At 48.1% G+C, this 22,075-nt stretch carries 25 protein-coding genes; all 25 read left to right on the top strand.

Annotated features, from left to right (window positions below; all coding sequences use genetic code 11):
- Window positions 1-207 precede the first annotated feature (207 nt).
- The 25 genes from rpoB to rplF all read left to right on the top strand — a co-directional run bounded on the left by rpoB (window position 208) and on the right by rplF (window position 22,070).
- A complete protein-coding gene (gene rpoB, locus ACTHPM_RS26575; RefSeq protein ID WP_440398279.1) occupies window positions 208-3,753 on the top strand; it encodes a DNA-directed RNA polymerase subunit beta in 3,546 nt (1,181 codons plus the stop codon).
- A gap of 79 nt (window positions 3,754-3,832) precedes the next feature.
- Entirely contained in the window at window positions 3,833-7,447 is a 3,615-nt protein-coding gene (gene rpoC, locus ACTHPM_RS26570; RefSeq protein WP_440398280.1) for a DNA-directed RNA polymerase subunit beta', read from the top strand.
- A 268-nt stretch (window positions 7,448-7,715) separates the two neighbouring features.
- On the top strand, window positions 7,716-7,967 hold the full coding sequence (locus tag ACTHPM_RS26565) for a ribosomal L7Ae/L30e/S12e/Gadd45 family protein (protein WP_440398281.1): 252 nt from the start codon (window positions 7,716-7,718) through the stop codon (window positions 7,965-7,967).
- A gap of 167 nt (window positions 7,968-8,134) precedes the next feature.
- Window positions 8,135-8,557, top strand: coding sequence for a 30S ribosomal protein S12 (gene rpsL / locus ACTHPM_RS26560; RefSeq protein WP_127606536.1), 423 nt, complete (start codon window positions 8,135-8,137; stop codon window positions 8,555-8,557).
- A 42-nt stretch (window positions 8,558-8,599) separates the two neighbouring features.
- A complete protein-coding gene (gene rpsG, locus ACTHPM_RS26555) occupies window positions 8,600-9,070 on the top strand; it encodes a 30S ribosomal protein S7 (RefSeq protein WP_127606534.1) in 471 nt (156 codons plus the stop codon).
- Window positions 9,071-9,117: 47 nt separating this feature from the next.
- Complete coding sequence (gene fusA, locus ACTHPM_RS26550; protein WP_440398282.1) at window positions 9,118-11,199, top strand: elongation factor G; 2,082 nt, start codon at window positions 9,118-9,120, stop codon at window positions 11,197-11,199.
- A gap of 114 nt (window positions 11,200-11,313) precedes the next feature.
- Window positions 11,314-12,504 carry an elongation factor Tu gene (gene tuf, locus ACTHPM_RS26545; RefSeq protein ID WP_440398283.1) on the top strand — a complete coding sequence of 397 codons (1,191 nt, stop codon included), beginning with the start codon at window positions 11,314-11,316 and terminating at the stop codon, window positions 12,502-12,504.
- Window positions 12,505-12,762: 258 nt separating this feature from the next.
- Window positions 12,763-14,109 (top strand): protoglobin domain-containing protein, encoded by a 1,347-nt coding sequence (locus ACTHPM_RS26540; protein WP_440398285.1) that lies wholly within the window; start codon window positions 12,763-12,765, stop codon window positions 14,107-14,109.
- Window positions 14,110-14,337: 228 nt separating this feature from the next.
- Window positions 14,338-14,646, top strand: a complete 309-nt coding sequence (gene rpsJ / locus ACTHPM_RS26535) for a 30S ribosomal protein S10 (protein WP_005544556.1) — start codon at window positions 14,338-14,340, stop codon at window positions 14,644-14,646.
- A 33-nt stretch (window positions 14,647-14,679) separates the two neighbouring features.
- A complete protein-coding gene (rplC, locus tag ACTHPM_RS26530) occupies window positions 14,680-15,303 on the top strand; it encodes a 50S ribosomal protein L3 (RefSeq protein WP_440398286.1) in 624 nt (207 codons plus the stop codon).
- A 26-nt stretch (window positions 15,304-15,329) separates the two neighbouring features.
- Entirely contained in the window at window positions 15,330-15,953 is a 624-nt protein-coding gene (rplD, locus tag ACTHPM_RS26525; RefSeq protein ID WP_440398287.1) for a 50S ribosomal protein L4, read from the top strand.
- Window positions 15,953-16,246 carry a 50S ribosomal protein L23 gene (gene rplW, locus ACTHPM_RS26520; protein WP_440398288.1) on the top strand — a complete coding sequence of 98 codons (294 nt, stop codon included), beginning with the start codon at window positions 15,953-15,955 and terminating at the stop codon, window positions 16,244-16,246. The genes rplD and rplW overlap by 1 nt, the downstream gene beginning before the upstream one ends.
- A gap of 12 nt (window positions 16,247-16,258) precedes the next feature.
- Window positions 16,259-17,089 (top strand): 50S ribosomal protein L2, encoded by an 831-nt coding sequence (gene rplB, locus ACTHPM_RS26515; protein WP_309275026.1) that lies wholly within the window; start codon window positions 16,259-16,261, stop codon window positions 17,087-17,089.
- A gap of 69 nt (window positions 17,090-17,158) precedes the next feature.
- The gene (gene rpsS / locus ACTHPM_RS26510; protein WP_094600175.1) at window positions 17,159-17,437 is read left to right on the top strand and encodes a 30S ribosomal protein S19; all 279 of its coding nucleotides are present in this window, start codon (window positions 17,159-17,161) and stop codon (window positions 17,435-17,437) included.
- Between the two features lie 35 nt (window positions 17,438-17,472).
- The gene (gene rplV, locus ACTHPM_RS26505; protein WP_440398289.1) at window positions 17,473-17,805 is read left to right on the top strand and encodes a 50S ribosomal protein L22; all 333 of its coding nucleotides are present in this window, start codon (window positions 17,473-17,475) and stop codon (window positions 17,803-17,805) included.
- A gap of 13 nt (window positions 17,806-17,818) precedes the next feature.
- Entirely contained in the window at window positions 17,819-18,484 is a 666-nt protein-coding gene (rpsC, locus tag ACTHPM_RS26500; protein WP_136609113.1) for a 30S ribosomal protein S3, read from the top strand.
- A 2-nt stretch (window positions 18,485-18,486) separates the two neighbouring features.
- Window positions 18,487-18,921, top strand: coding sequence for a 50S ribosomal protein L16 (gene rplP / locus ACTHPM_RS26495; RefSeq protein ID WP_094600172.1), 435 nt, complete (start codon window positions 18,487-18,489; stop codon window positions 18,919-18,921).
- Window positions 18,911-19,108 (top strand): 50S ribosomal protein L29, encoded by a 198-nt coding sequence (gene rpmC, locus ACTHPM_RS26490; RefSeq protein ID WP_036712586.1) that lies wholly within the window; start codon window positions 18,911-18,913, stop codon window positions 19,106-19,108. Before rplP ends, rpmC begins: the two co-directional genes overlap by 11 nt.
- 41 nt (window positions 19,109-19,149) lie before the next feature.
- Window positions 19,150-19,416, top strand: coding sequence for a 30S ribosomal protein S17 (rpsQ, locus tag ACTHPM_RS26485; RefSeq protein ID WP_136609114.1), 267 nt, complete (start codon window positions 19,150-19,152; stop codon window positions 19,414-19,416).
- A gap of 38 nt (window positions 19,417-19,454) precedes the next feature.
- Window positions 19,455-19,823, top strand: coding sequence for a 50S ribosomal protein L14 (gene rplN / locus ACTHPM_RS26480; RefSeq protein WP_244730743.1), 369 nt, complete (start codon window positions 19,455-19,457; stop codon window positions 19,821-19,823).
- 83 nt (window positions 19,824-19,906) lie between these two features.
- Window positions 19,907-20,260, top strand: coding sequence for a 50S ribosomal protein L24 (gene rplX / locus ACTHPM_RS26475; protein WP_440398290.1), 354 nt, complete (start codon window positions 19,907-19,909; stop codon window positions 20,258-20,260).
- A 31-nt stretch (window positions 20,261-20,291) separates the two neighbouring features.
- On the top strand, window positions 20,292-20,834 hold the full coding sequence (gene rplE, locus ACTHPM_RS26470) for a 50S ribosomal protein L5 (RefSeq protein WP_440398291.1): 543 nt from the start codon (window positions 20,292-20,294) through the stop codon (window positions 20,832-20,834).
- Between the two features lie 46 nt (window positions 20,835-20,880).
- Entirely contained in the window at window positions 20,881-21,066 is a 186-nt protein-coding gene (locus ACTHPM_RS26465) for a type Z 30S ribosomal protein S14 (RefSeq protein ID WP_127606512.1), read from the top strand.
- Between the two features lie 32 nt (window positions 21,067-21,098).
- Window positions 21,099-21,497, top strand: a complete 399-nt coding sequence (gene rpsH, locus ACTHPM_RS26460; RefSeq protein ID WP_127606510.1) for a 30S ribosomal protein S8 — start codon at window positions 21,099-21,101, stop codon at window positions 21,495-21,497.
- 30 nt (window positions 21,498-21,527) lie between these two features.
- Entirely contained in the window at window positions 21,528-22,070 is a 543-nt protein-coding gene (rplF, locus tag ACTHPM_RS26455) for a 50S ribosomal protein L6 (RefSeq protein ID WP_440398292.1), read from the top strand.
- Window positions 22,071-22,075 lie beyond the last annotated feature (5 nt).

The raw sequence follows: 22,075 nt of genomic DNA, 5'->3' as shown, positions 1-22,075 counted from the left end.
GTACATTTTGGGCAAATCTACAGGATATGAGGCCACTTCCGTGTTTAGCTAAGAAGACCATGGATAAGTTGCTCTTTGTTCGAAAGCATTCGGGTAAGGGCTTTTCTTTATTTGTGGATGAATCCTCTGCATGAATCCATTATAAGGTTCCAAACAGAGGTTCGCAATCAATTTTTGAAGTGAGTAGACATGAGGGGTGAGTTAAAGTTGGCAGGACATCTTGTTCAGTATGGTCGACGCACTCGGCGAAGTTATGCGCGAATTAATGAAGTACTAGAGGTTCCGAACCTGATCGAAATCCAACAGAAATCATACGAATGGTTTTTGGAGGAAGGATTGCGCGAAATGTTCCAGGATATCTCGCCAATTCAGGATTTTACGGGCAATTTGGTGCTGGAGTTTATTGACTACAGCCTTGGTGAACCTAAATACACCGTCGATGACGCTAAGGAACGCGACGTGACGTATGCAGCACCTTTACGGGTGAAGGTACGGCTCATCAACAAAGAAACCGGAGAAGTCAAAGAACAGGAAGTATTCATGGGAGATTTCCCTCTGATGACGGAGACCGGTACGTTTATTATCAATGGCGCAGAACGGGTCATTGTCAGCCAGTTGGTACGCTCTCCTAGCGTCTACTTCAGTACGAAAGTCGATAAGAACGGCAAAAAGACATACACCGCGACAGTTATTCCTAACCGCGGCGCATGGCTTGAACTGGAGACGGATGCGAAGGATATTATGTATGTCCGGATTGACCGTACCCGTAAAATCCCGGTTACCGTTTTGCTTCGGGCGCTTGGTTTTGGCAGCGACGCCGAAATTTTGGACCTGCTAGGCAATGACGAATATATCCGCAATACGCTGGATAAAGACAATACCGATTCTACGGAGAAAGCGCTCATTGAGATTTACGAACGCCTCCGTCCTGGCGAACCGCCTACGCTGGATAATGCGAAGAGCCTCCTCGTAGCGCGTTTCTTTGATCCAAAACGATATGATCTGGCCAACGTCGGCCGTTATAAAATCAATAAAAAGCTTCATATCAAGAACCGTTTGTTCAACCAACGTCTGGCTGAGACATTGATTGACGCAAGCACCGGCGAAATCATCGCAGAAGCAGGTCAAATGGTTGACCGCCGCTTGCTGGATGAGATTCTGCCACATTTGGACAACATGGTCGGCCACAAAACCTATCATGTTGCGAACGGTGTGCTTGATGCTGATGACATTCCGCTTCAAAGCATCGAAGTGTTCTCGCCGATCGAAGACGGGAAAGTTGTTAAGGTACTGGCGAATGCCAACATCGACAAATCGGTGAAGCATATTACGCCTGCTGATATTATTTCCTCGATCAGCTACTTTATTAATCTGCTGCACGGCATCGGCAATACGGATGACATTGACCATCTGGGTAACCGTCGTCTGCGTTCCGTTGGCGAGCTGCTGCAGAACCAGTTCCGGATCGGTTTGTCCCGGATGGAACGCGTGGTACGTGAAAGAATGTCGATCCAGGATGCCAATGTTATTACGCCTCAGGCACTGATCAACATACGTCCTGTGATTGCATCGATCAAGGAGTTCTTCGGAAGCTCCCAGCTGTCGCAGTTTATGGACCAAACGAACCCGCTCGCAGAACTGACGCACAAACGCCGTCTGTCCGCACTCGGACCAGGTGGTTTGACGCGTGAGCGCGCAGGCTTTGAAGTGCGTGACGTCCATCACAGTCACTATGGCCGTATGTGTCCGATTGAGACGCCGGAAGGTCCGAACATCGGTTTGATCAACTCCCTGTCTACGTTTGCCCGCATCAATGAGTACGGCTTTATCGAAGCTCCGTACCGCTGGGTAGATCCGAAGACGGGTGTGGTAACCGATCATATCGACTATCTCACGGCAGACGAGGAAGACAACTACGTTGTCGCCCAGGCGAATGCGAAGCTCAATGATGATGGAACGTTTGCGGAAGAAATGGTTATCGTCCGTTATAACAAACAGTCCGATAACATTTTGCCAATGCCGAATGAACGCGTCGATTACATGGACGTATCTCCGAAGCAGGTTGTATCCGTCGCGACGGCGCTCATTCCGTTCCTTGAGAACGATGACTCCAACCGTGCGCTGATGGGATCGAACATGCAGCGTCAGGCTGTGCCTCTGCTCATTCCTAAAGCTCCGCTCGTCGGAACCGGAATGGAGCACAAGTCGGCGAAGGATTCGGGCGTATGTATCGTTTCCAAGCATGACGGCATCGTGGAACGTTCGAGCGCGGACGAGATCTGGGTGCGCCGGATCGAAAACGTGGACGGCAAAGAAGTGAAAGGCGATATCGTTAAGCATAAATTACACAAATTTATGCGTTCGAACCAAGGAACGTGCATTAATCAGCGTCCGCTCGCCAAAAAAGGCGACATCGTGAAGAAAGGTGACATCCTGGCAGACGGTCCTTCCACAGAAATGGGCGAACTCGCTCTGGGACGTAACGTCGTCGTTGCGTTTATGACCTGGGAAGGTTACAACTACGAGGATGCGATCCTTCTGAGCGAGAAGATGGTTAAAGAGGATGTCTACACTTCGATTCACATCGAGGAGTACGAATCCGAAGCTCGTGATACCAAGCTTGGACCTGAGGAAATTACCCGCGATATTCCTAACGTGGGTGAGGATGCGCTTCGAAACCTTGACGAGCGCGGCATTATCCGCATCGGTGCCGAAATTAGCGCCGGCGACATTCTGGTTGGTAAAGTAACGCCAAAAGGTGTTACGGAGCTGACTGCTGAAGAACGTCTCCTGCATGCAATCTTCGGTGAAAAGGCTCGTGAAGTCCGTGACACGTCCCTTCGCGTACCGCATGGTAGTGACGGGATTATCGTTGACGTTAAAGTGTTTACCCGCGAGAACGGCGATGAGCTGCCTCCAGGCGTAAACCAGCTGGTTCGTGTGTACATCGCTCAGAAGCGTAAAATTTCCGAGGGTGACAAAATGGCCGGACGTCACGGTAACAAAGGGGTCGTGGCCCGCATTCTGCCGGAAGAAGATATGCCGTTCCTGCCGGACGGTACGCCTGTACAGGTCGTACTGAACCCGCTCGGCGTACCATCGCGGATGAATATCGGGCAGGTACTCGAAGTCCATCTGGGCTTTGCGGCCATGCAGCTCGGCATTCATGTGGCTACACCGGTATTTGACGGAGCCAATGAATACGACGTATTTGACACGATGGAAGAAGCAGGCATGCAGCGCAATGGTAAGACGGTGCTTTATGACGGACGTACAGGCGAAAGATTCGAACGCGAAGTAACGGTCGGCGTCATGCACATGATCAAACTGGCGCACATGGTTGACGATAAAATCCATGCCCGTTCCACAGGTCCTTACTCTCTCGTTACGCAGCAGCCTCTGGGTGGTAAAGCTCAGTTCGGCGGACAGCGCTTCGGTGAGATGGAAGTGTGGGCGCTGGAAGCCTACGGCGCCGCCTATACGCTTCAGGAAATCCTCACGGTCAAATCCGACGACGTGGTCGGCCGGGTGAAGACATACGAATCCATCGTCAAGGGCGAGAATGTGCCGGAACCGGGCGTTCCTGAATCATTCAAGGTCTTGATCAAAGAGCTTCAGTCTCTCGGTATGGATGTGAAGATCCTGAGCGGTGACGAGCAGGAAATCGAGATGAAAGAGCTCGATGACGAAGATGAGACTGCAGGCGATAAGCTGAGCCTCAATCTGGAAGGCGCGGAAGTCGGAGTGGAATAAGTTCGTGATTGACGGCGGACGGGGCTAACCCGTCTGCCTCATTCTCGGATTAAAACAATAGGACTAGGAGGGTTGCTCCTTGTTGGACGTAAACAATTTCGAATTCATGAAAATCGGGCTTGCATCCCCGGAAAAAATTCGTTCATGGTCCCGCGGAGAAGTAAAAAAACCGGAAACCATCAATTACCGTACGCTGAAACCGGAGAAAGAAGGCCTGTTCTGCGAACGTATTTTTGGACCGCAAAAAGACTGGGAATGCCATTGCGGCAAATATAAGCGTGTCCGTTACAAAGGCGTTGTCTGCGATCGCTGCGGCGTCGAAGTTACACGCGCGAAAGTTCGCCGCGAACGGATGGGTCATATCGAGCTGGCAGCTCCCGTATCCCATATCTGGTACTTTAAAGGCATTCCGAGCCGGATGGGTCTCGCTTTGGATATGTCTCCAAGATCTCTTGAAGAGATCATTTATTTTGCATCCTATGTTGTAACCGATCCAGGAGATACGCCTCTGGAGAAGAAACAGCTTCTGTCTGAAAAAGAATACCGCAGCTACCGTGAAAAATACGGCTACGGATTCCAAGCAGGCATGGGTGCCGAAGCTATCAAAAAGCTTCTGCAGGATCTCGATGTCGAGAAAGAACTCGAATTCCTGAAAGAAGAGCTTCGTACCGCTCAAGGTCAACGCCGTAACCGTGCGATCAAGCGCCTTGAAGTCATCGAAGCCTTCCGCAATTCCGGCAACAAGCCAGAATGGATGATCATGGATGTGCTTCCGGTCATTCCTCCGGAACTTCGTCCGATGGTACAGCTGGACGGCGGACGTTTTGCAACGTCTGACCTGAACGACCTGTACCGCCGCGTTATCAACCGTAACAACCGTCTGAAACGCCTGCTTGATCTGGGCGCACCTGACATCATCGTGCAGAACGAGAAACGCATGCTGCAGGAAGCTGTCGACGCCTTGATCGATAACGGCCGCCGCGGACGTCCTGTAACGGGTCCGGGTAACCGTCCTCTCAAATCCCTCAGCCATATGCTGAAAGGTAAACAAGGACGTTTCCGTCAAAACCTTCTCGGTAAACGTGTTGACTACTCTGGCCGTTCCGTTATCGTCGTTGGTCCTTACCTGAAAATGTACCAATGCGGTCTGCCGAAGAAAATGGCTCTGGAATTGTTTAAGCCGTTTGTCATGAAAGAACTGGTCAACAAAGGCCTTGCCCATAATATCAAGAGTGCCAAGCGCAAAGTAGAACGTGTAAGTCCGGAAGTATGGGATGTCCTCGAAGAAGTTATCAAGGAGCATCCGGTACTGCTGAACCGTGCACCGACGCTTCACCGTTTGGGTATTCAAGCGTTCGAACCGATTCTGGTTGAAGGTCACGCGATCCGTCTTCACCCGCTCGTATGTACGGCGTACAATGCCGACTTTGACGGTGACCAAATGGCGGTTCACGTTCCGCTGTCTGCCGAAGCTCAGGCCGAAGCCCGCATCCTGATGCTGGCATCCGGTAACATCCTGAACCCGAAAGACGGTAAACCGGTCGTTACACCATCCCAGGATATGGTCCTCGGTTCCTTCTATCTCACCATGGATAACAAGGAAGAGAAGGGCAGCGGTATGATCCTTCGTACCGTGAACGAAGCCGTATCCGCTTATCAGCGTGGTTCTGCAGGTCTGCATGCCCGCGTTGCAATCCCTGTCAAAGCTTTGGGTAAAACCAGCTTTACGGATAAGCAGCAGGATGCCATGCTCCTTACGACGGTAGGACGCATCATTTTCAACGAGATTTTCCCAAGCAGCTTCCCGTACATTAACGAAGCGACCCGCGACAACCTGTTCAACGGTACGCCTGAGAAATATTTCGTGTATGAAAAAGGCGTGGACATCCGCGAGCGTATGGAAGCACTGCCTGTCAGCAGCGCAGTAGGCAAGGAATATCTGGGTCAGATCATTGCCCGCTGTTTCGAAATTTACCATACGACGGAAACCTCCGTTATTCTGGATAAAATCAAACAGCTCGGTTTCACATACTCGACACGTGCCGGCGTAACCGTAGCGGTTTCCGACGTTATCGTGCCGGAAGAAAAACAAGCGATTCTGAAGGAATCCGACGACAAGGTTGCGGTTGTTACCAACCAATACCGTCGTGGTCTGATTACCAACGAAGAGCGTTATGACCGCGTTATCGATATTTGGTCCAAAGCCAAGGACGATATTACGGAAGTCCTCATGAAGTCGATGGACCGTTTCAATTCCATCATGCTCATGGTTGACTCCAAAGCGCGGGGTAACAAATCGCAGATCACCCAGCTGGGCGGTATGCGGGGTCTGATGGCCAACCCGTCGGGCCGTATCATCGAACTCCCAATCAAATCGAACTTCCGTGAAGGTCTGACAGTACTCGAGTACTTCCTTTCCACACACGGTGCGCGGAAAGGTCTGGCGGATACAGCTTTGCGTACCGCTGACTCGGGTTACCTGACTCGTCGTTTGGTTGACGTTGCGCAGGACGTGATCGTTCGCGAGGAAGATTGCGGAACCGATAAAGGCTTCACCGTCAGCCGTATCCAAGACGGTAAAGAGGTTATCGAGGATCTTTACGATCGTATCGAAGGCCGCTACTGCTTCGAGACGGTTCGTCATCCGGAAACCAAAGAAATTCTGGTTCACCGCAACGAACTGATCGACTCGGACAAAGCGAACCTGATCGTAAACTCTGGTGTTACCAAACTGCAAATCCGTTCCGTACTCAGCTGCCGTGCGCGTCACGGGGTATGTAAGAAGTGCTACGGACGTAACCTGGCTACCGGTAAGTTTGTCGAAATCGGCGAAGCAGTCGGCATTATCGCTGCCCAGTCCATCGGTGAACCGGGAACCCAGCTTACCATGCGTACGTTCCATACCGGCGGTGTAGCAGGTGACGATATCACTCAGGGTCTTCCGCGTATCCAGGAATTGTTCGAAGCGCGGAATCCGAAAGGTCAAGCAACGATCAGTGAAATTGACGGCGTGGTCAAAGAGATCCGCGAAGGCAAGGACCGTCGTGAAATCGAGGTTCAAGGCGAAGCGGAAACGAAAACTTACTCTGTTACCTACGGTTCCCGCCTCCGCGTAAGCGAAGGACAGGAAATCGAAGCCGGCGACGAGCTGACCGAAGGTTCGATTGACCCGAAAGAAATGCTGCGCATCAAAGGCATCCGCGGCGTACAGAACTATATCCTTCAGGAAGTTCAACGCGTATACCGGAACCAAGGCGTAGAAATCAACGACAAGCACGTTGAAGTGATGATCAAGCAGATGCTTCGGAAAATCCGCATCGTAGATGCCGGAGACACGCCGCTTCTGCCGGGATCCTTCAGCGACATGCATGAATACGAAGCAGCGAACAAGGAAGCGATCCTGAGCGGCAAGGAACCGGCTGTAGCCAAACCTGTCCTGCTCGGTATTACCAAAGCTTCCCTGGAAACCGATTCGTTCTTGTCTGCCGCATCCTTCCAGGAAACAACGCGCGTTCTGACCGATGCTGCCATCAAAGGCAAAGTCGATCAGCTGCTCGGCCTGAAGGAAAATGTCATCATCGGTAAATTGATCCCTGCGGGTACGGGTATGAACCGCTACCGCAGCGTCAAATTCGATGATCCGAACGCGGAAAATGACAGCTCCAAGGAATTGGAAACTGCTACTGTAGAATAGTCTTGAATGGGAATGTCTGCTGCGAGAGTGCCGGGCTGACCGGCGCCCTCGCGCAAGCCTTCCAATCTTTTGCTATTGCGCTATCCGAGAAATGGTTGGATTTATCTACATGAAGGTTTCTATGAAGCAATGGATGCTGGATCTAGTTATTTTTCATGCGAATAGCAAAAATTAATAGCTTGATGTTCTTGACATCGCTCAGTGCAGGTGCTAATATATCAAAGGTGCGTGAGACGTAACACCCTGTACTTTTGGAGGAATCGTAAAGATGTCTAATGATAAAGGATTACAGGACGCTCATGTAAAGATCGGGGCCAAACAAACCATGAAGCTTGTGGAGTTGGGCCAGGCTGCTGAAGTTTATGTAGCCGAAGATGCGGAACACCGGCTCATTTCAAAGATTGAAGGCTTGTGCGGTAAGCACGGCGTGAAAATCACCTATGTGGATACCATGGTACATTTGGGGAAAGCATGCGGTATTGAAGTGGGAGCAGCCATGGCTGCCATCATTAAACCATAGCGATATGGATGGACGTAAGTTCAATCTGTAAGGAACGTTTTTGTTAGGGGAGTGGTCAACTTCTCTCGGCAAAAACTTTTCATTTGTTCTTTTATGAACCGCCTGGGTCTGTGGACTTAAAACAAGGTTTGTAACGAGAATAATCATATTGGAAGGGGGTGGCTAGAATGCCAACAATTAACCAACTGGTTCGCAAAGGACGTCAAGCAAAAATCTACAAATCGAAATCCCCTGCTCTGCAGAAAGGATATAACGCTTTGAAGCGTGAAGATACGGATTTGAGCGCTCCTCAAAAACGTGGAGTTTGCACCCGTGTAGGTACAATGACTCCGAAGAAACCGAACTCCGCACTTCGTAAATATGCCCGTGTTCGCTTGACGAACCGCATTGAGGTGACAGCTTACATTCCGGGGATCGGACACAACCTGCAAGAGCACAGCGTGGTATTGGTTCGCGGTGGACGGGTAAAAGACCTTCCGGGTGTACGTTACCACATCGTTCGCGGCGCACTTGATACAGCTGGTGTGAACAACCGTATGCAGGCTCGTTCCAAATACGGTGCTAAGCGTCCAAAAGCTAAAAAATCGTAATACAACTTATATGAGTACATGACGTAAGAAAGGGGGATATCCATGCCACGCAAAGGTCCAGTTACCAAAAGAGACGTGCTGCCAGATCCGGTTTATAACAGCAAGCTGGTTACTCGTCTGATCAACCGCATTATGCTGGATGGTAAAAGAGGTGTTGCTCAAAGCATTCTTTACAATTCGTTCAAGCTGATTCAAGAACGTACTGGTAAAGATCCTATGGAAGTGTTTGAAGCAGCAATCAAAAACATCATGCCAGTTCTGGAAGTTAAAGCTCGCCGTGTCGGCGGTGCAAACTACCAGGTGCCTATCGAAGTAAAACCAGAGAGACGTACTGCTCTTGGTCTTCGTTGGCTCGTAAACTACTCCCGCAACCGCGGTGAGAAAACGATGGAAGAGCGTTTGGCGGCAGAGATCATCGATGCTTCCAACAACACAGGCGCTTCCGTTAAGAAACGCGAAGATACACACAAAATGGCTGAAGCGAACAAAGCGTTTGCACACTACCGCTGGTAGGATTCAGTTCAACAAATTACACTTCAATTTTGAAGGGAGACTATTTCATGGCAAGAGAGTTCTCCTTGAAAAATACACGTAATATCGGGATCATGGCTCATATTGACGCTGGTAAAACGACCACTACAGAGCGGATCTTGTTCTACACAGGCCGTACGCACAAAATCGGTGAAGTTCACGAGGGTGCTGCTACAATGGACTGGATGGAGCAAGAACAGGAGCGCGGGATCACGATTACTTCCGCCGCGACGACCGCTTCTTGGAAAGGTCACCGCGTAAATATCATTGACACCCCGGGGCACGTTGACTTCACTGTTGAAGTTGAACGTTCCCTTCGTGTATTGGATGGGGCAGTAGGCGTTTTCAGTGCGAAAGAGGGCGTTGAACCTCAGTCTGAAACCGTTTGGAGACAGGCTGATCGTTATGGCGTACCACGGATCGCATATGTAAACAAAATGGATATTATCGGTGCCGACTATCTGAACGTAGTTGCAGATATGCGCGACCGTCTGCAAGCGAACGCAGTTGCTATTCAGCTGCCGATCGGTGCGGAAAATGACTTCAAAGGCATCATCGACATCGTTGAGCAAAAAGCTTACATGTACAAAGATGACCTGGGTCAAGATATTGAAGAAACAGAAGTTCCTGCAGAGTTCAAAGAGAAAGTCGAAGAACTTCGCAATGAACTCGTTGAGAAAGTCGCAGAACTTGACGAAGAACTGACTATGAAGTATCTGGAAGGTGAAGAAATCACCATTCCTGAACTGAAAGCTGCACTCCGTAAAGGTGTTGTAGAAGTTAAGATCTTCCCAGTTATCTGCGGATCTTCTTACCGTAACAAAGGGGTTCAGCTGATGCTGGACGCTGTTATCGATTACCTGCCGGCTCCAGTTGATGTTCCATCGATCCAGGGTCACCTGGAAGACGGAACCGAAGTTGAGCGTCATTCTTCCGATGAAGAACCGTTCTCGGCTCTGGCATTTAAAATCATGACAGACCCTTACGTTGGTAAATTGACATTCTTCCGCGTATACTCCGGTATTCTTCAATCCGGTTCTTACGTATTGAATGCAACCAAAGGCAAACGTGAACGTATTGGCCGTATCCTTCAAATGCACGCGAACAGCCGTCAAGAGATCAGCGAAGTTTACTCCGGTGATATCGCAGCTGCCGTTGGTTTGAAAGACACTGGCACAGGCGACACGCTTTGCGACGAAAAGGCTCCGGTAATTCTGGAATCCATGAACTTCCCGGATCCGGTTATCGAGATTGCCGTAGAACCAAAAACCAAAGCCGACCAAGACAAAATGGGCGTTGCTTTGGGCAAATTGACAGAAGAAGATCCTACGCTGCGTGCTCATACAGATGAAGAGACTGGCCAAACCATCCTTGCTGGTATGGGTGAGCTTCACCTCGACATCATCATCGACCGCATGCGTCGTGAGTTCAAGGTAGAAACCAACGTGGGTAAACCACAGGTTGCTTACCGTGAAACCTTCCGTCAACCAGCTCGCGTCGAAGGTAAATTCGTTCGCCAATCCGGTGGTCGTGGTCAATACGGTCACGTATGGGTTGAGTTCGAACCTCTCGAAGCAGGTACTGGCAGCACATTCGACAGCAAAATCGTCGGTGGTTCCGTACCAAGAGAATACATTCAGCCTGCACTGACTGGTATCGAAGAAGCCATGAAAAATGGTGTACTCGCCGGCTTCCCACTTGTAGACGTTAAAGCTACAATCGTAGACGGTTCTTACCATGATGTCGACTCCAATGAAATGGCGTTTAAGATTGCCGGTTCCATGGCGCTTAAAGCAGCTAAAGACAAGTGTAAGCCTGTCTTGCTCGAGCCAATCATGAAAGTCGAAGTTACTGTGCCTGAGGAATACATGGGCGACGTAATGGGTATGCTGAACTCCCGCCGTGGACGGATCGAAGGTATGGATTCCCGTTCCGGTGCTCAAATCATCCGTGCGAAGGTGCCTCTGTCCGAAATGTTCGGATATTCGACAACTCTTCGTTCCGGTACCCAAGGACGCGGCGTGTTCTCCATGGAACTGTCTCACTACGAAGAAGTTCCTAAGAACATCTCGGAAGAGATCATCTCCAAGTCCAAAGGATCTGCTGAATAAGCAAACCAACGTTTCAAAGTCTGGCCGGAACATTTACATCCAAGACAACCTGCATAGAATCCGGTCAGCATAAACATACAAAACATTATTCCATTTAAGGAGGAATTGTTCAAAATGGCAAAGGCTAAATTTGAACGTAACAAACCGCACGTTAACATCGGTACTATTGGTCACGTTGACCATGGTAAAACTACTTTGACTGCTGCTATCACAACTGTATTGTCCAAAACTTACGGTGGTGCTGCTGTAGCATTCGACCAAATCGACAAAGCTCCAGAAGAGCGCGAGCGCGGTATCACAATCTCCACAGCTCACGTTGAATATGAAACACCTGCTCGTCACTATGCACACGTTGACTGCCCTGGACACGCCGACTATGTTAAAAACATGATCACTGGCGCTGCTCAAATGGACGGAGCAATCCTGGTTGTATCCGCAGCTGACGGCCCAATGCCGCAAACTCGCGAACACATCCTGCTGTCCCGCCAAGTAGGCGTTCCTTACATCGTTGTATTCTTGAACAAATGCGACATGGTTGAAGACGCTGAACTTCTTGAACTGGTTGAAATGGAAGTACGTGACCTGCTGAACGAATATGACTTCCCAGGCGACGACACTCCAATCATCCAAGGTTCTGCTCGTGAAGCTCTGCAAAACCCTGATGGCGAGTGGGCACAAAAAATCGTTGAAATGTTCAACATCATCGACGAGTACATCCCAACTCCAGAACGCGACACTGACAAGCCTTTCCTTATGCCTGTCGAGGACGTATTCTCCATCACTGGTCGCGGTACCGTTGCTACAGGTCGTGTAGAGCGTGGTACTGTTAAAGTGGGCGACGAAATCGAAATCATCGGTATCGCTGAAGAGTCCAGAAAATCCGTCGTAACTGGCGTAGAAATGTTCCGCAAATTGCTTGATTCCGCTCAAGCTGGTGACAACATCGGAGCCCTGCTTCGTGGTGTAGACCGTGCACAAATCGAACGTGGTCAAGTACTGGCTAAGCCAGGTTCAGTTAAGCCTCACACTGAATTCTCTGCTCAAATCTACGTTCTGACAAAAGAAGAAGGTGGCCGTCATAAGCCTTTCTTCACTGGATACCGTCCACAGTTCTACTTCCGTACAACTGACGTAACGGGTATCATCAACCTGCCAGAAGGTGCCGAAATGGTTATGCCTGGCGACAACATCACTGTAACCGTACAACTGATTGCTCCAATCGCGATCGAAGAAGGAACAAAGTTCTCTATTCGTGAAGGCGGACGTACAGTTGGCGCGGGCGCAGTAGCAACAATCTCCAAATAATTAAGGCTCTTGCCTTAATTCCCGATATAAGCAACATTGTACTGTAACGAGTAACGTGGTGTCGTAAACACAAGATGCAGAAGGTGCTTCTCCTTGGAGAAGCACCTTCTGTTTTTATGTACATATGGAAAGGAGAAACGTTTTACTAGAGGACATAGAAAATATAACAAAACCCTTTACAAAGTTGTACAAAATACATATGATGTTTGTACAAAGATTATACAAAATATAACTGTGATTGAGGAGTGACCAGGAGGTATGAAATGCCCTTTCGGTTTTCTGGAGAAGAAGCTTCATGGTTCGGTAAATGATAATTACAAACAAAACATTCCAATGGCATGGGGCGAAAGTGTAGAGGGAGAGCGACATCATCATTTTCTTTCGGGTCACGACGAACTCAATGAGCAGATGCGAATGATCGACTTGAACGAATCCGATTTAAGGCTGCTTCGGTTGATCAAGCCTGAAATGGAGCGTTACATAGATCGCATTACCGATTATTTTTATAAATCCGTGCTCGATGTGGACAAACTGGAACAAATCATCGTAAAGCACAGTACGATCGATCGTTTGAAGCAAACCCTTCGTGATCATTTGCTGGAAATTTTCAATGGTAATATTGATGAGTCCTATATATCCAAGCGGATGTTGATTGCCAAGGTACACAAGAGAGTAGGTCTGGAACCCAAGTGGTATCTATCCGCTTTTCAAAACTTGCAGAATGGTTTCATGGAAATGCTCTACAGTGAAATTCAAATGGAAGATCAGCAGCGATTAAGGGTGATTCGTACGATTACCAAACTGTTGAATCTGGAGCAGCAGCTGGTGCTTGAGGCTTACGAGAAGGAAAACATGCAGGAGAAGCAGCGACAGTACGAAATGGTAAAGGATGATTTAAAGGGCAAAATCGCTTCGTTCAGCGAGGATCTTGTCCAGCTTAGTATATCCACGAATGCCGCGATTAAGCAGCTTGTGGCAAGCAGCGCAGAGCTCAGCAATACCTTCCAGCAATCGTCTGTCATTGCGGTTGAATCGGAAAGGATGGCTCAGGAAGGCAGCCAGCAGATGGATGCGTTAAACGAGCAGATCAGCAGCATTCACGAGCGTACTCACGAGATGGAGAAACACGTCAGCGAACTAAGCGAAGCTTCCAGACAGATCGCCAACATTGTCGACTCCGTGAAGGAAATCGCAAGTCAAACCAAAATGCTTTCTCTAAATGCATCGATCGAGGCAGCCAGAGCAGGCGAACATGGGAAAGGTTTTGGCGTTGTCGCCCAGGAAGTCAGCCGGTTGTCGGAGGACACGAAGAAGACTGTTATTCGTATTGCCGAGCTGGTGCATAATTCCGGACAATTGACATCACAGGTTGTCTCAAAAATTGAGGAGGTACGTACCTTGACGGGGAAAGGGAGAGAGCAATCGCTTGATACGCGTACGGTTTTCACCAATATTGTCGACTCCATGGTGCACAGCAGCAGGGATATCGTTTCCGTAGAAGAGCGTATTCACACATTAATGACTACCATTGAAGGAATCGGAACTTCAACCGCCCAGGCAGCGGCATCTGCAGAGCGTTTTAAGATAGCTACCGCCGAGCTGTAATGGCTGCAACGAATGGATTTGTCGGCCATGCGAGAATAATTACGATCTTTTCATTTAAAGCTTGCAATGTGCCCATTCTTTATATATAATAGTGAATGTTGTTCTGAGACGTTGCGATGATGTGAGAGGTTACTGACACACCCGGCCCCTTTGCCATGGAGCGGTGGGTTAGAAAATTTTCACGGAGTATGTCCGATACCAAATTGGGCGATAGAAGGAGGGACTAAAATGGCAAAGCAAAAAATTCGTATTCGTTTGAAGGCTTACGATCACAGAATTCTTGATCAATCCGCTGAGAAAATTGTTGAAACTGCGAAACGTTCGGGTGCAGGTGTATCTGGACCGATTCCGCTTCCAACTGAAAAGCAAATCATTACTATTCTCCGTGCGGTACACAAGTATAAGGATTCTCGGGAGCAATTCGAAATGCGCACACATAAGCGTCTGATCGACATTGTGAACCCAACTCCACAAACTGTGGATGCTCTTATGCGCTTGGACCTGCCGTCCGGTGTAGATATCGAAATTAAATTGTAATATCCGAATTGAGAAGAGAAAAGAGGTGTCAACATGAAAGGTATCTTAGGAAAAAAACTCGGAATGACTCAAGTATTTACTCCAGAAGGTAATGTAATTCCTGTAACGGTTATCGAAGCAGGTCCTTGTGTTGTTCTGCAAAAGAAAGATGTCGAGAACGATGGATACGAAGCGATCCAAATCGGTTTCTCCGATAAGAAAGAAAGCAGATCCAACAAACCTGAAGCAGGCCATGCCAAAAAGGCTAATACTGCACCTAAGCGCTACGTTCGCGAAGTTCGCGGTGTTGACCTCGGGGCATACGAGGTTGGCCAAGAACTTAAAGCTGATATTTTTGCAGAAGGCGAATTTGTTGACGTGACTGGTACTTCTAAAGGTAAAGGTTTCCAAGGTAACATCAAACGTTGGGGACAAAGCCGCGGACCAATGGCGCACGGCTCCCGCTACCATCGCGGACCAGGTTCCATGGGCTCTATTCAAGCAAACCGTGTTCCTAAAGGCAAACACCTTCCAGGACAAATGGGTAACGTAACTGTGACTGTTCAAAAGCTTGAGGTCGTTAAAGTTGATACAGAACGTAATGTTTTGTTGATCAAAGGCGCAATCCCAGGCCCTAAAAACAGCTTCGTGAAAATCAATGAAACGGTGAAGAAATAATCACCTAAGGAAAGGAGGAACAATCAATGCCAAAAGTATCCGTGTTGAATGTCAGCGGTAGCCAAGTTGAAGAATTGGAACTGAATGATGCGGTATTCGGTATTACACCTAACGTTCATGTTATGAACCAGGCTGTATTGCTGCAAAGAGCATCTTTGCGTCGTGGTACGCACAAAGTGAAAGGCCGTTCTGAAGTACGCGGCGGCGGACGTAAGCCTTGGAAACAAAAAGGCACCGGCCGTGCTCGTCAAGGTTCGATCCGTTCACCACAATGGAAAGGCGGCGGTACTGTGTTTGGTCCAACACCACGCAGCTACTCGTTCAAGCTTCCTAAAAAGGTTCGTCGTCTGGCGATTAAATCCGCATTGTCTTCCAAAGTGATCGACAATAACATTATCGTTCTGGATGCACTTGCACTGAACACGCCTAAAACGAAAGAATTTGCAAACATCTTGAACAACCTGAAAGTGGAACGTAAAGCCCTGATCGTGGCTCCTAGCTATGATGATAATGTGGCTCTTTCCGCTCGTAATATTCCTGGTGTGAAATTCGTAGCGGCAGACGGCATTAATGTTCTTGACGTACTGATGTACGACAAGCTGATCATTACGAAAGAAGCAGTTCAGAAGGTAGAGGAGGTGCTCGCGTAATGAAAGATCCTCGTGATATTATCAAACGTCCGGTGATTACGGAACGTACTGCTGACTACATGGCTGACCTTAAGTATGCCTTTGAAGTTGACATTCGTGCCAACAAAACCGAAATCAAACAAGCCGTTGAGTCTATTTTCAAAGTGAAAGTGACCAACGTTAACACTATGCGCGTTCCAGCTAAGCCGAAACGCTATGGCCGCTACAACGGTTACACAACCGAGTGGAAAAAAGCCATCGTAACGCTGAGCAAAGACAGCAAAGCGCTCGAGTTTTTTGAATCTGTAGAGTAAGGAGGAAATCACGTGCCTATTAAAAAGTATAAACCTACTTCCCCGGCAAGACGCAACATGTCCGTGTCTACTTTCGAAGAGATCACGACAAATCAGCCGGAGAAATCGTTGCTTGCACCGCTCAGCAAAAAAGCTGGCCGCAACAACCAAGGTAAAATTACAGTTCGTCACCACGGCGGCGGACACAAGCGTAAATACCGTATCATCGACTTCAAACGTACGAAAGACGGCATACCAGGTACCGTTGCTACAATCGAGTATGATCCGAACCGTACTTCTAACATCGCTTTGATCCACTATGCAGACGGAGAGAAACGTTATATCATCGCTCCTAAAGGTCTGAAAGTTGGAGACAAGATCGAATCCGGACCGAGCGCCGACATCAAAATCGGTAACGCTCTTCCAATGGAAAACATTCCAGTAGGTACTGTTATCCACAACATCGAACTGCAACCAGGCAAAGGCGGACAATTGGTTCGTGCAGCCGGCACCGAAGCTCAGCTTCTGGGTAAAGAAGAAAAATACGTATCCGTACGTTTGTCTTCCGGTGAAGTTCGTAAGCTTCTGAAAGTTTGCCGCGCAACCATCGGTTCCGTTGGTAACGAAGATCATGAGCTCATCAAGATCGGTAAAGCAGGCCGCAGCCGCTGGCTCGGACAACGTCCTGAAGTACGCGGTGTCGTCATGAACCCTAACGATCACCCACACGGTGGTGGTGAAGGCCGCGCTCCAATCGGACGTAAATCGCCAATGTCTCCATGGGGCAAACCAACCCTTGGTTACAAAACGCGTAAAAAAGGAAAAGCTTCTGACAAGTATATCGTTCGCCGCCGCACAAAATAATGCACATTGTGCATAACTTTGTGAAGTGCCGAAAGTAACGAGAGATTGGACGAAGGGAGGATTTTATAGATGAGTCGCAGTTTGAAAAAAGGACCTTTCATTGATGGGTACCTGCTGAAAAAAGTAGAAGTGATGAACGAGTCGAGCAAGAAAGCTGTTATCAAAACTTGGTCCCGTCGCTCTACGATTTTCCCACAATTTATCGGTCACACGTTCGGTGTATACGATGGACGCAAACACGTTCCTGTATATGTAACGGAAGACATGGTAGGACACAAGTTGGGTGAATTCGCACCAACTCGTACTTACAAAGGTCATACGGACGATGACAAGAAGACAAGAAGATAATTTGAAGCTCTTTGTTTGAGAGGAGGTAAAATGAAATGGAAGCAAAAGCACATGCTAGATCGATCCGGATTGCTCCTCGTAAAGTCAAGCTCGTGATTGACTTGATCCGCGGCAAGCAAGTGGGTGAGGCTATCGCCATTCTTCGCCACACTCCGAAATCGGCTTCCCTGGTTGTAGAGAAGCTGCTCAACTCGGCAATCGCCAATGCTGAGCATAACTACTCCATGGACATTAACAATCTGGTTGTTAGCCAGGTTTTCGTTAACCAAGGACCAACCATGAAGAGATTCCGTCCACGCGCCATGGGCCGTGCAAGTCGGATCAATAAACGCACCAGCCACATCACTTTGGTGGTATCTGAAAAATAAGGAGGGATAAAGTGTGGGCCAAAAGGTAAATCCAGTCGGACTCCGGATCGGTATTATTCGTGATTGGGAATCGAAATGGTATGCAGGCAAAGATTTCGGAAATCTTTTGCTGGAAGACGTTAAAATTCGTGAATACCTTAAGAATAAACTGAAAGATTCTGCTGTATCTCGTATTGAGATCGAGAGAGCGGCAAATCGTGTGAATGTCACTATCCACACTGCGAAACCAGGTATGGTTATCGGTAAAGGCGGTTCTGAAGTCGAAGTACTTCGCAGCCAAGTTACGAAAATTGCAGGCGGTAAAAAAGTTCACATCAATATCTCTGAAATCAAACATGCGGATCTGGATGCAATCTTGGTTGCAGAAAGCATCGCACAACAACTGGAACGTCGTGTATCTTTCCGTCGCGCTCTGAAACAAGCGATTCAAAGAACCATGCGTTCTGGTGCAAAAGGAATCAAAACTCAAGTCGGCGGACGTCTTGGCGGTGCCGAGATCGCTCGTTCGGAAGGATATAGTGAAGGAACAGTTCCTCTTCATACGCTCCGTGCTGATATTGACTATGGTACAGCAGAAGCGCATACTACTTATGGCCGTATCGGCGTAAAAGTATGGATCTATCGTGGTGAGGTACTTCCTCCGGCTAAGAAACAAGCTGCTCAGGAAGGAGGCAACTAATCATGTTGGTACCAAAACGTGTAAAACACCGCAAGCAACAACGCGGTCACATGAAAGGTATGGCTAAAGGCGGCACTGAGCTGAACTTCGGTGAATTCGGTCTGCAAGCTCTTGAGCCAACTTGGATTACGAACCGTCAGATCGAAGCAGCGCGTATTGCTATGACGCGTTACATCAAACGTGGCGGTAAAGTATGGATCAAAATTTTCCCTGATAAGCCGATCACTCAAAAACCTCTCGAGGTTCGTATGGGTAGCGGTAAAGGTAACGTAGAGAAATGGGTCGCAGTTGTCAAACCAGGTAAGATTATGTTTGAACTTGGAGGCGTGCCTGAGGAAATCGCTCGCGAAGCGATGCGTCTTGCCGCTCACAAGCTGCCGATCAAAACGAAGTTTGTGAAACGTGAAGAATTGGGTGGTGAAGCAAATGAAAGCTAATGATCTGCGTAACTTGACCACTGCAGAAATTGAGCAAAAGATTGCGGGTTTTAAAGAGGAGCTCTTTAACCTCCGTTTTCAATTGGCTACCGGACAGCTTGACAACCCGACTCGGATCCGTGATGTGCGCAGGGAAATAGCTCGTGCTAAAACCGTCATCCGTGAAAGAGAACTTGGGATTAGTTAATTGAATCAGTCATTTGCCTGTATTCAGGAAGGAGGCTAACGATGAGCGAAGAACGCAATGCTCGTAAAGTGCAAGTTGGTAAAGTTGTCAGTGACAAAATGGAGAAAACCATTGTTGTAGCTGTTGAAACTTACAAAAAGCATGATCTCTACCACAAGCGCATTAAATACACGAAAAAATTTAAAGCGCATGATGAGAACAACACTGCAAAAATCGGAGATACCGTTAAAATCATGGAAACTCGTCCACTCTCCAAAGACAAACGCTGGAGACTGGTAGAAGTCGTTGAAAAAGCGGTTATCATCTAAAGATATAGCGATAGTTTTTCCGAAAGGAGGAAATTTCAATGATTCAACCATTTACACGTCTGCATGTAGCTGACAATTCTGGTGCGAAGGAACTGATGTGTATCCGCGTATTGGGTGGTACGGGTCGTCGTACTGCTGCAATCGGTGATTTGATCGTTTGTTCCGTGAAACAAGCAACACCAGGCGGCGTTGTCAAAAAGGGTGACGTAGTCAAAGCTGTTGTTGTTCGTACGAAGCGTTCGGTACGCCGTAAGGACGGATCTTACATCGCATTTGACGAAAACGCAGCGGTTGTTGTTAAAGACGACAAGAGCCCGCGCGGAACTCGTATTTTCGGACCAGTGGCTCGCGAACTTCGTGATAAAGACTTCATGAAAATCGTTTCCTTGGCACCGGAAGTTATCTAAGAAACAACTTGATCGGTCATACGATTGAATAAATTGTTCCAAGTTATGCTTGTCAGAAGGGCAAGCCGCAGGAGGTGTAACAAATGCCAAAAGTGAAAAAGGTTCTGGAATCGCACAATAACAAGCTGCACGTCAAAAAAGACGACACGGTTATGGTGATCAGCGGAAAAGACAAAGGCAAAAAAGGTCGCGTCATCGCTGCTTATCCACGTGAGAACCGCGTGCTTGTGGAAGGCGTCAACATGGTGAAAAAACACCAGAAGCCGAACCAAATGAATCCGCAAGGCGGAATTATTGAGCAAGAAGCGCCAATCCATGTATCCAATGTGATGCATCTGGATCCGAAGAGCGGTAAAGTAACACGTGTTGGTTACAAAACGCTTGATAACGGTAAAAAGGTTCGCGTTGCGAAAAAGTCCGGAGAAGTTATCGACTAATCGAGAGCTATAGAAAGGAGGTTTATGATTCATGGCAACAAGAATGAAAGAACGTTTTCTGAACGAAATCACTCCTGCCTTGATGCAGAAGTTCAATTATTCTACGGTAATGCAAGTGCCTAAAATCGAGAAGGTTGTTATCAACATGGGTGTTGGTGAAGCTGTATCGAACTCGAAAGTGCTTGATTCCGCAGTCAATGATATGCAGCTGATTTCTGGTCAAAAGCCAGTCATCACTCGTGCCAAAAAATCCATCGCTGGATTCAAATTGCGTGAGAATATGCCGATCGGTGTCAAAGTAACACTGCGCGGTGAGCGTATGTATTACTTCTTGGACAAATTGTTCAACATTACCCTTCCACGTGTACGTGACTTCCATGGCGTGTCCACGAAAGCATTCGACGGACGCGGCAACTACACACTGGGCCTCAAGGAACAACTGATTTTCCCTGAGATCGAGTATGATCAAGTGGATAAAGTCCGTGGTATGGATATCGTTATCGTAACGACGGCTAAAACTGACGAAGAGTCCCGCGAGCTGCTCGCTCAATTGGGAATGCCTTTTGCGAAGTAATTCGCAAATCCATTTCTCCGAAAATTTTTAGGAGGTGTCAGGCTAAGTGGCAAAAACTTCGATGAAAGTAAAACAACAACGTGCGCCTAAATATAAAGTTCGTGCTTACACGCGCTGCGAACGTTGCGGTCGTCCACATTCGGTACTGCAAAAGTTCAAAATTTGCAGAATTTGTTTCCGTGAATTAGCTTATAAGGGCCAGATTCCTGGCGTCAAAAAAGCAAGCTGGTAAGAAGTTTATAATCGGGAAGGAGGTTTACACACATGACTATGTCTGATCCAATTGCAGATATGCTTACTCGTATTCGTAATGCGAACACGGTTCGCCACGAAACAGTAGAAATGCCTGCTTCGACGATGAAAAAACAAATCGCTGAGATTCTGAAGCGTGAAGGTTTCATCCGTGATGCAGAATATATCGATGACAACAAACAAGGGATTATCCGTGTTTTCCTGAAATATGGTGCAAACAACGAACGCGTTATCTCCGGTTTGAAAAGAATCAGTAAACCAGGTCTGCGCGTATACACGAAGAGCAACGAAATCCCTCGTGTACTCGGCGGTCTTGGAATCGCGATTATCTCCACTTCTAAGGGGATTATGACCGATAAAGAAGCTCGTCAATCCAAAGCTGGCGGAGAAGTTGTCTGCTACGTTTGGTAATACACGTCACAAAACAAGGAGGTGCAACAAATGTCCCGTATTGGTCGCAAACCAATCGCAGTACCTAGCGGTGTGGATATCACACTGAACAATACCGAAATTACGGTTAAAGGCCCTAAAGGCTCTTTGACTCGTGAACTTCACAAGGATATGAAAGTAACGGTTGAGAACAACGAAATCGTCGTTGAACGCCCATCTGACAACAAACTGCATCGTTCCCTTCACGGCACGACCCGCAGCGTTGTCAACAACATGGTGAGCGGCGTAACTGAAGGATTCTCCAAATCTCTGGAATTGGTTGGGGTCGGATATCGTGCAAGCAAATCCGGAGATAAGATCGTCCTGAACGTTGGTTACTCTCATCCAGTTGAGATCACTCCAGAACCAGGTATCGAATTCGAAGTGCCTGCAAATACGAAAATCATCGTTCGCGGTATCGATAAAGAGCGCGTAGGTGCATACGCTGCTAAAATTCGTTCCGTTCGCGAACCTGAGCCTTACAAAGGTAAAGGGATTAAGTACGAAGGCGAGCGCATTATCCGTAAGGAAGGTAAAGCTGGTAAGAAGAAATAAGCTTT

Origin of the sequence: Paenibacillus sp. SAFN-054, from assembly GCF_051966755.1 — a bacterium.
Taxonomy (GTDB): Bacteria; Bacillota; Bacilli; order Paenibacillales; family Paenibacillaceae; genus Paenibacillus_AQ.
This window is presented reverse-complemented; position numbering and strand designations above follow the sequence as displayed.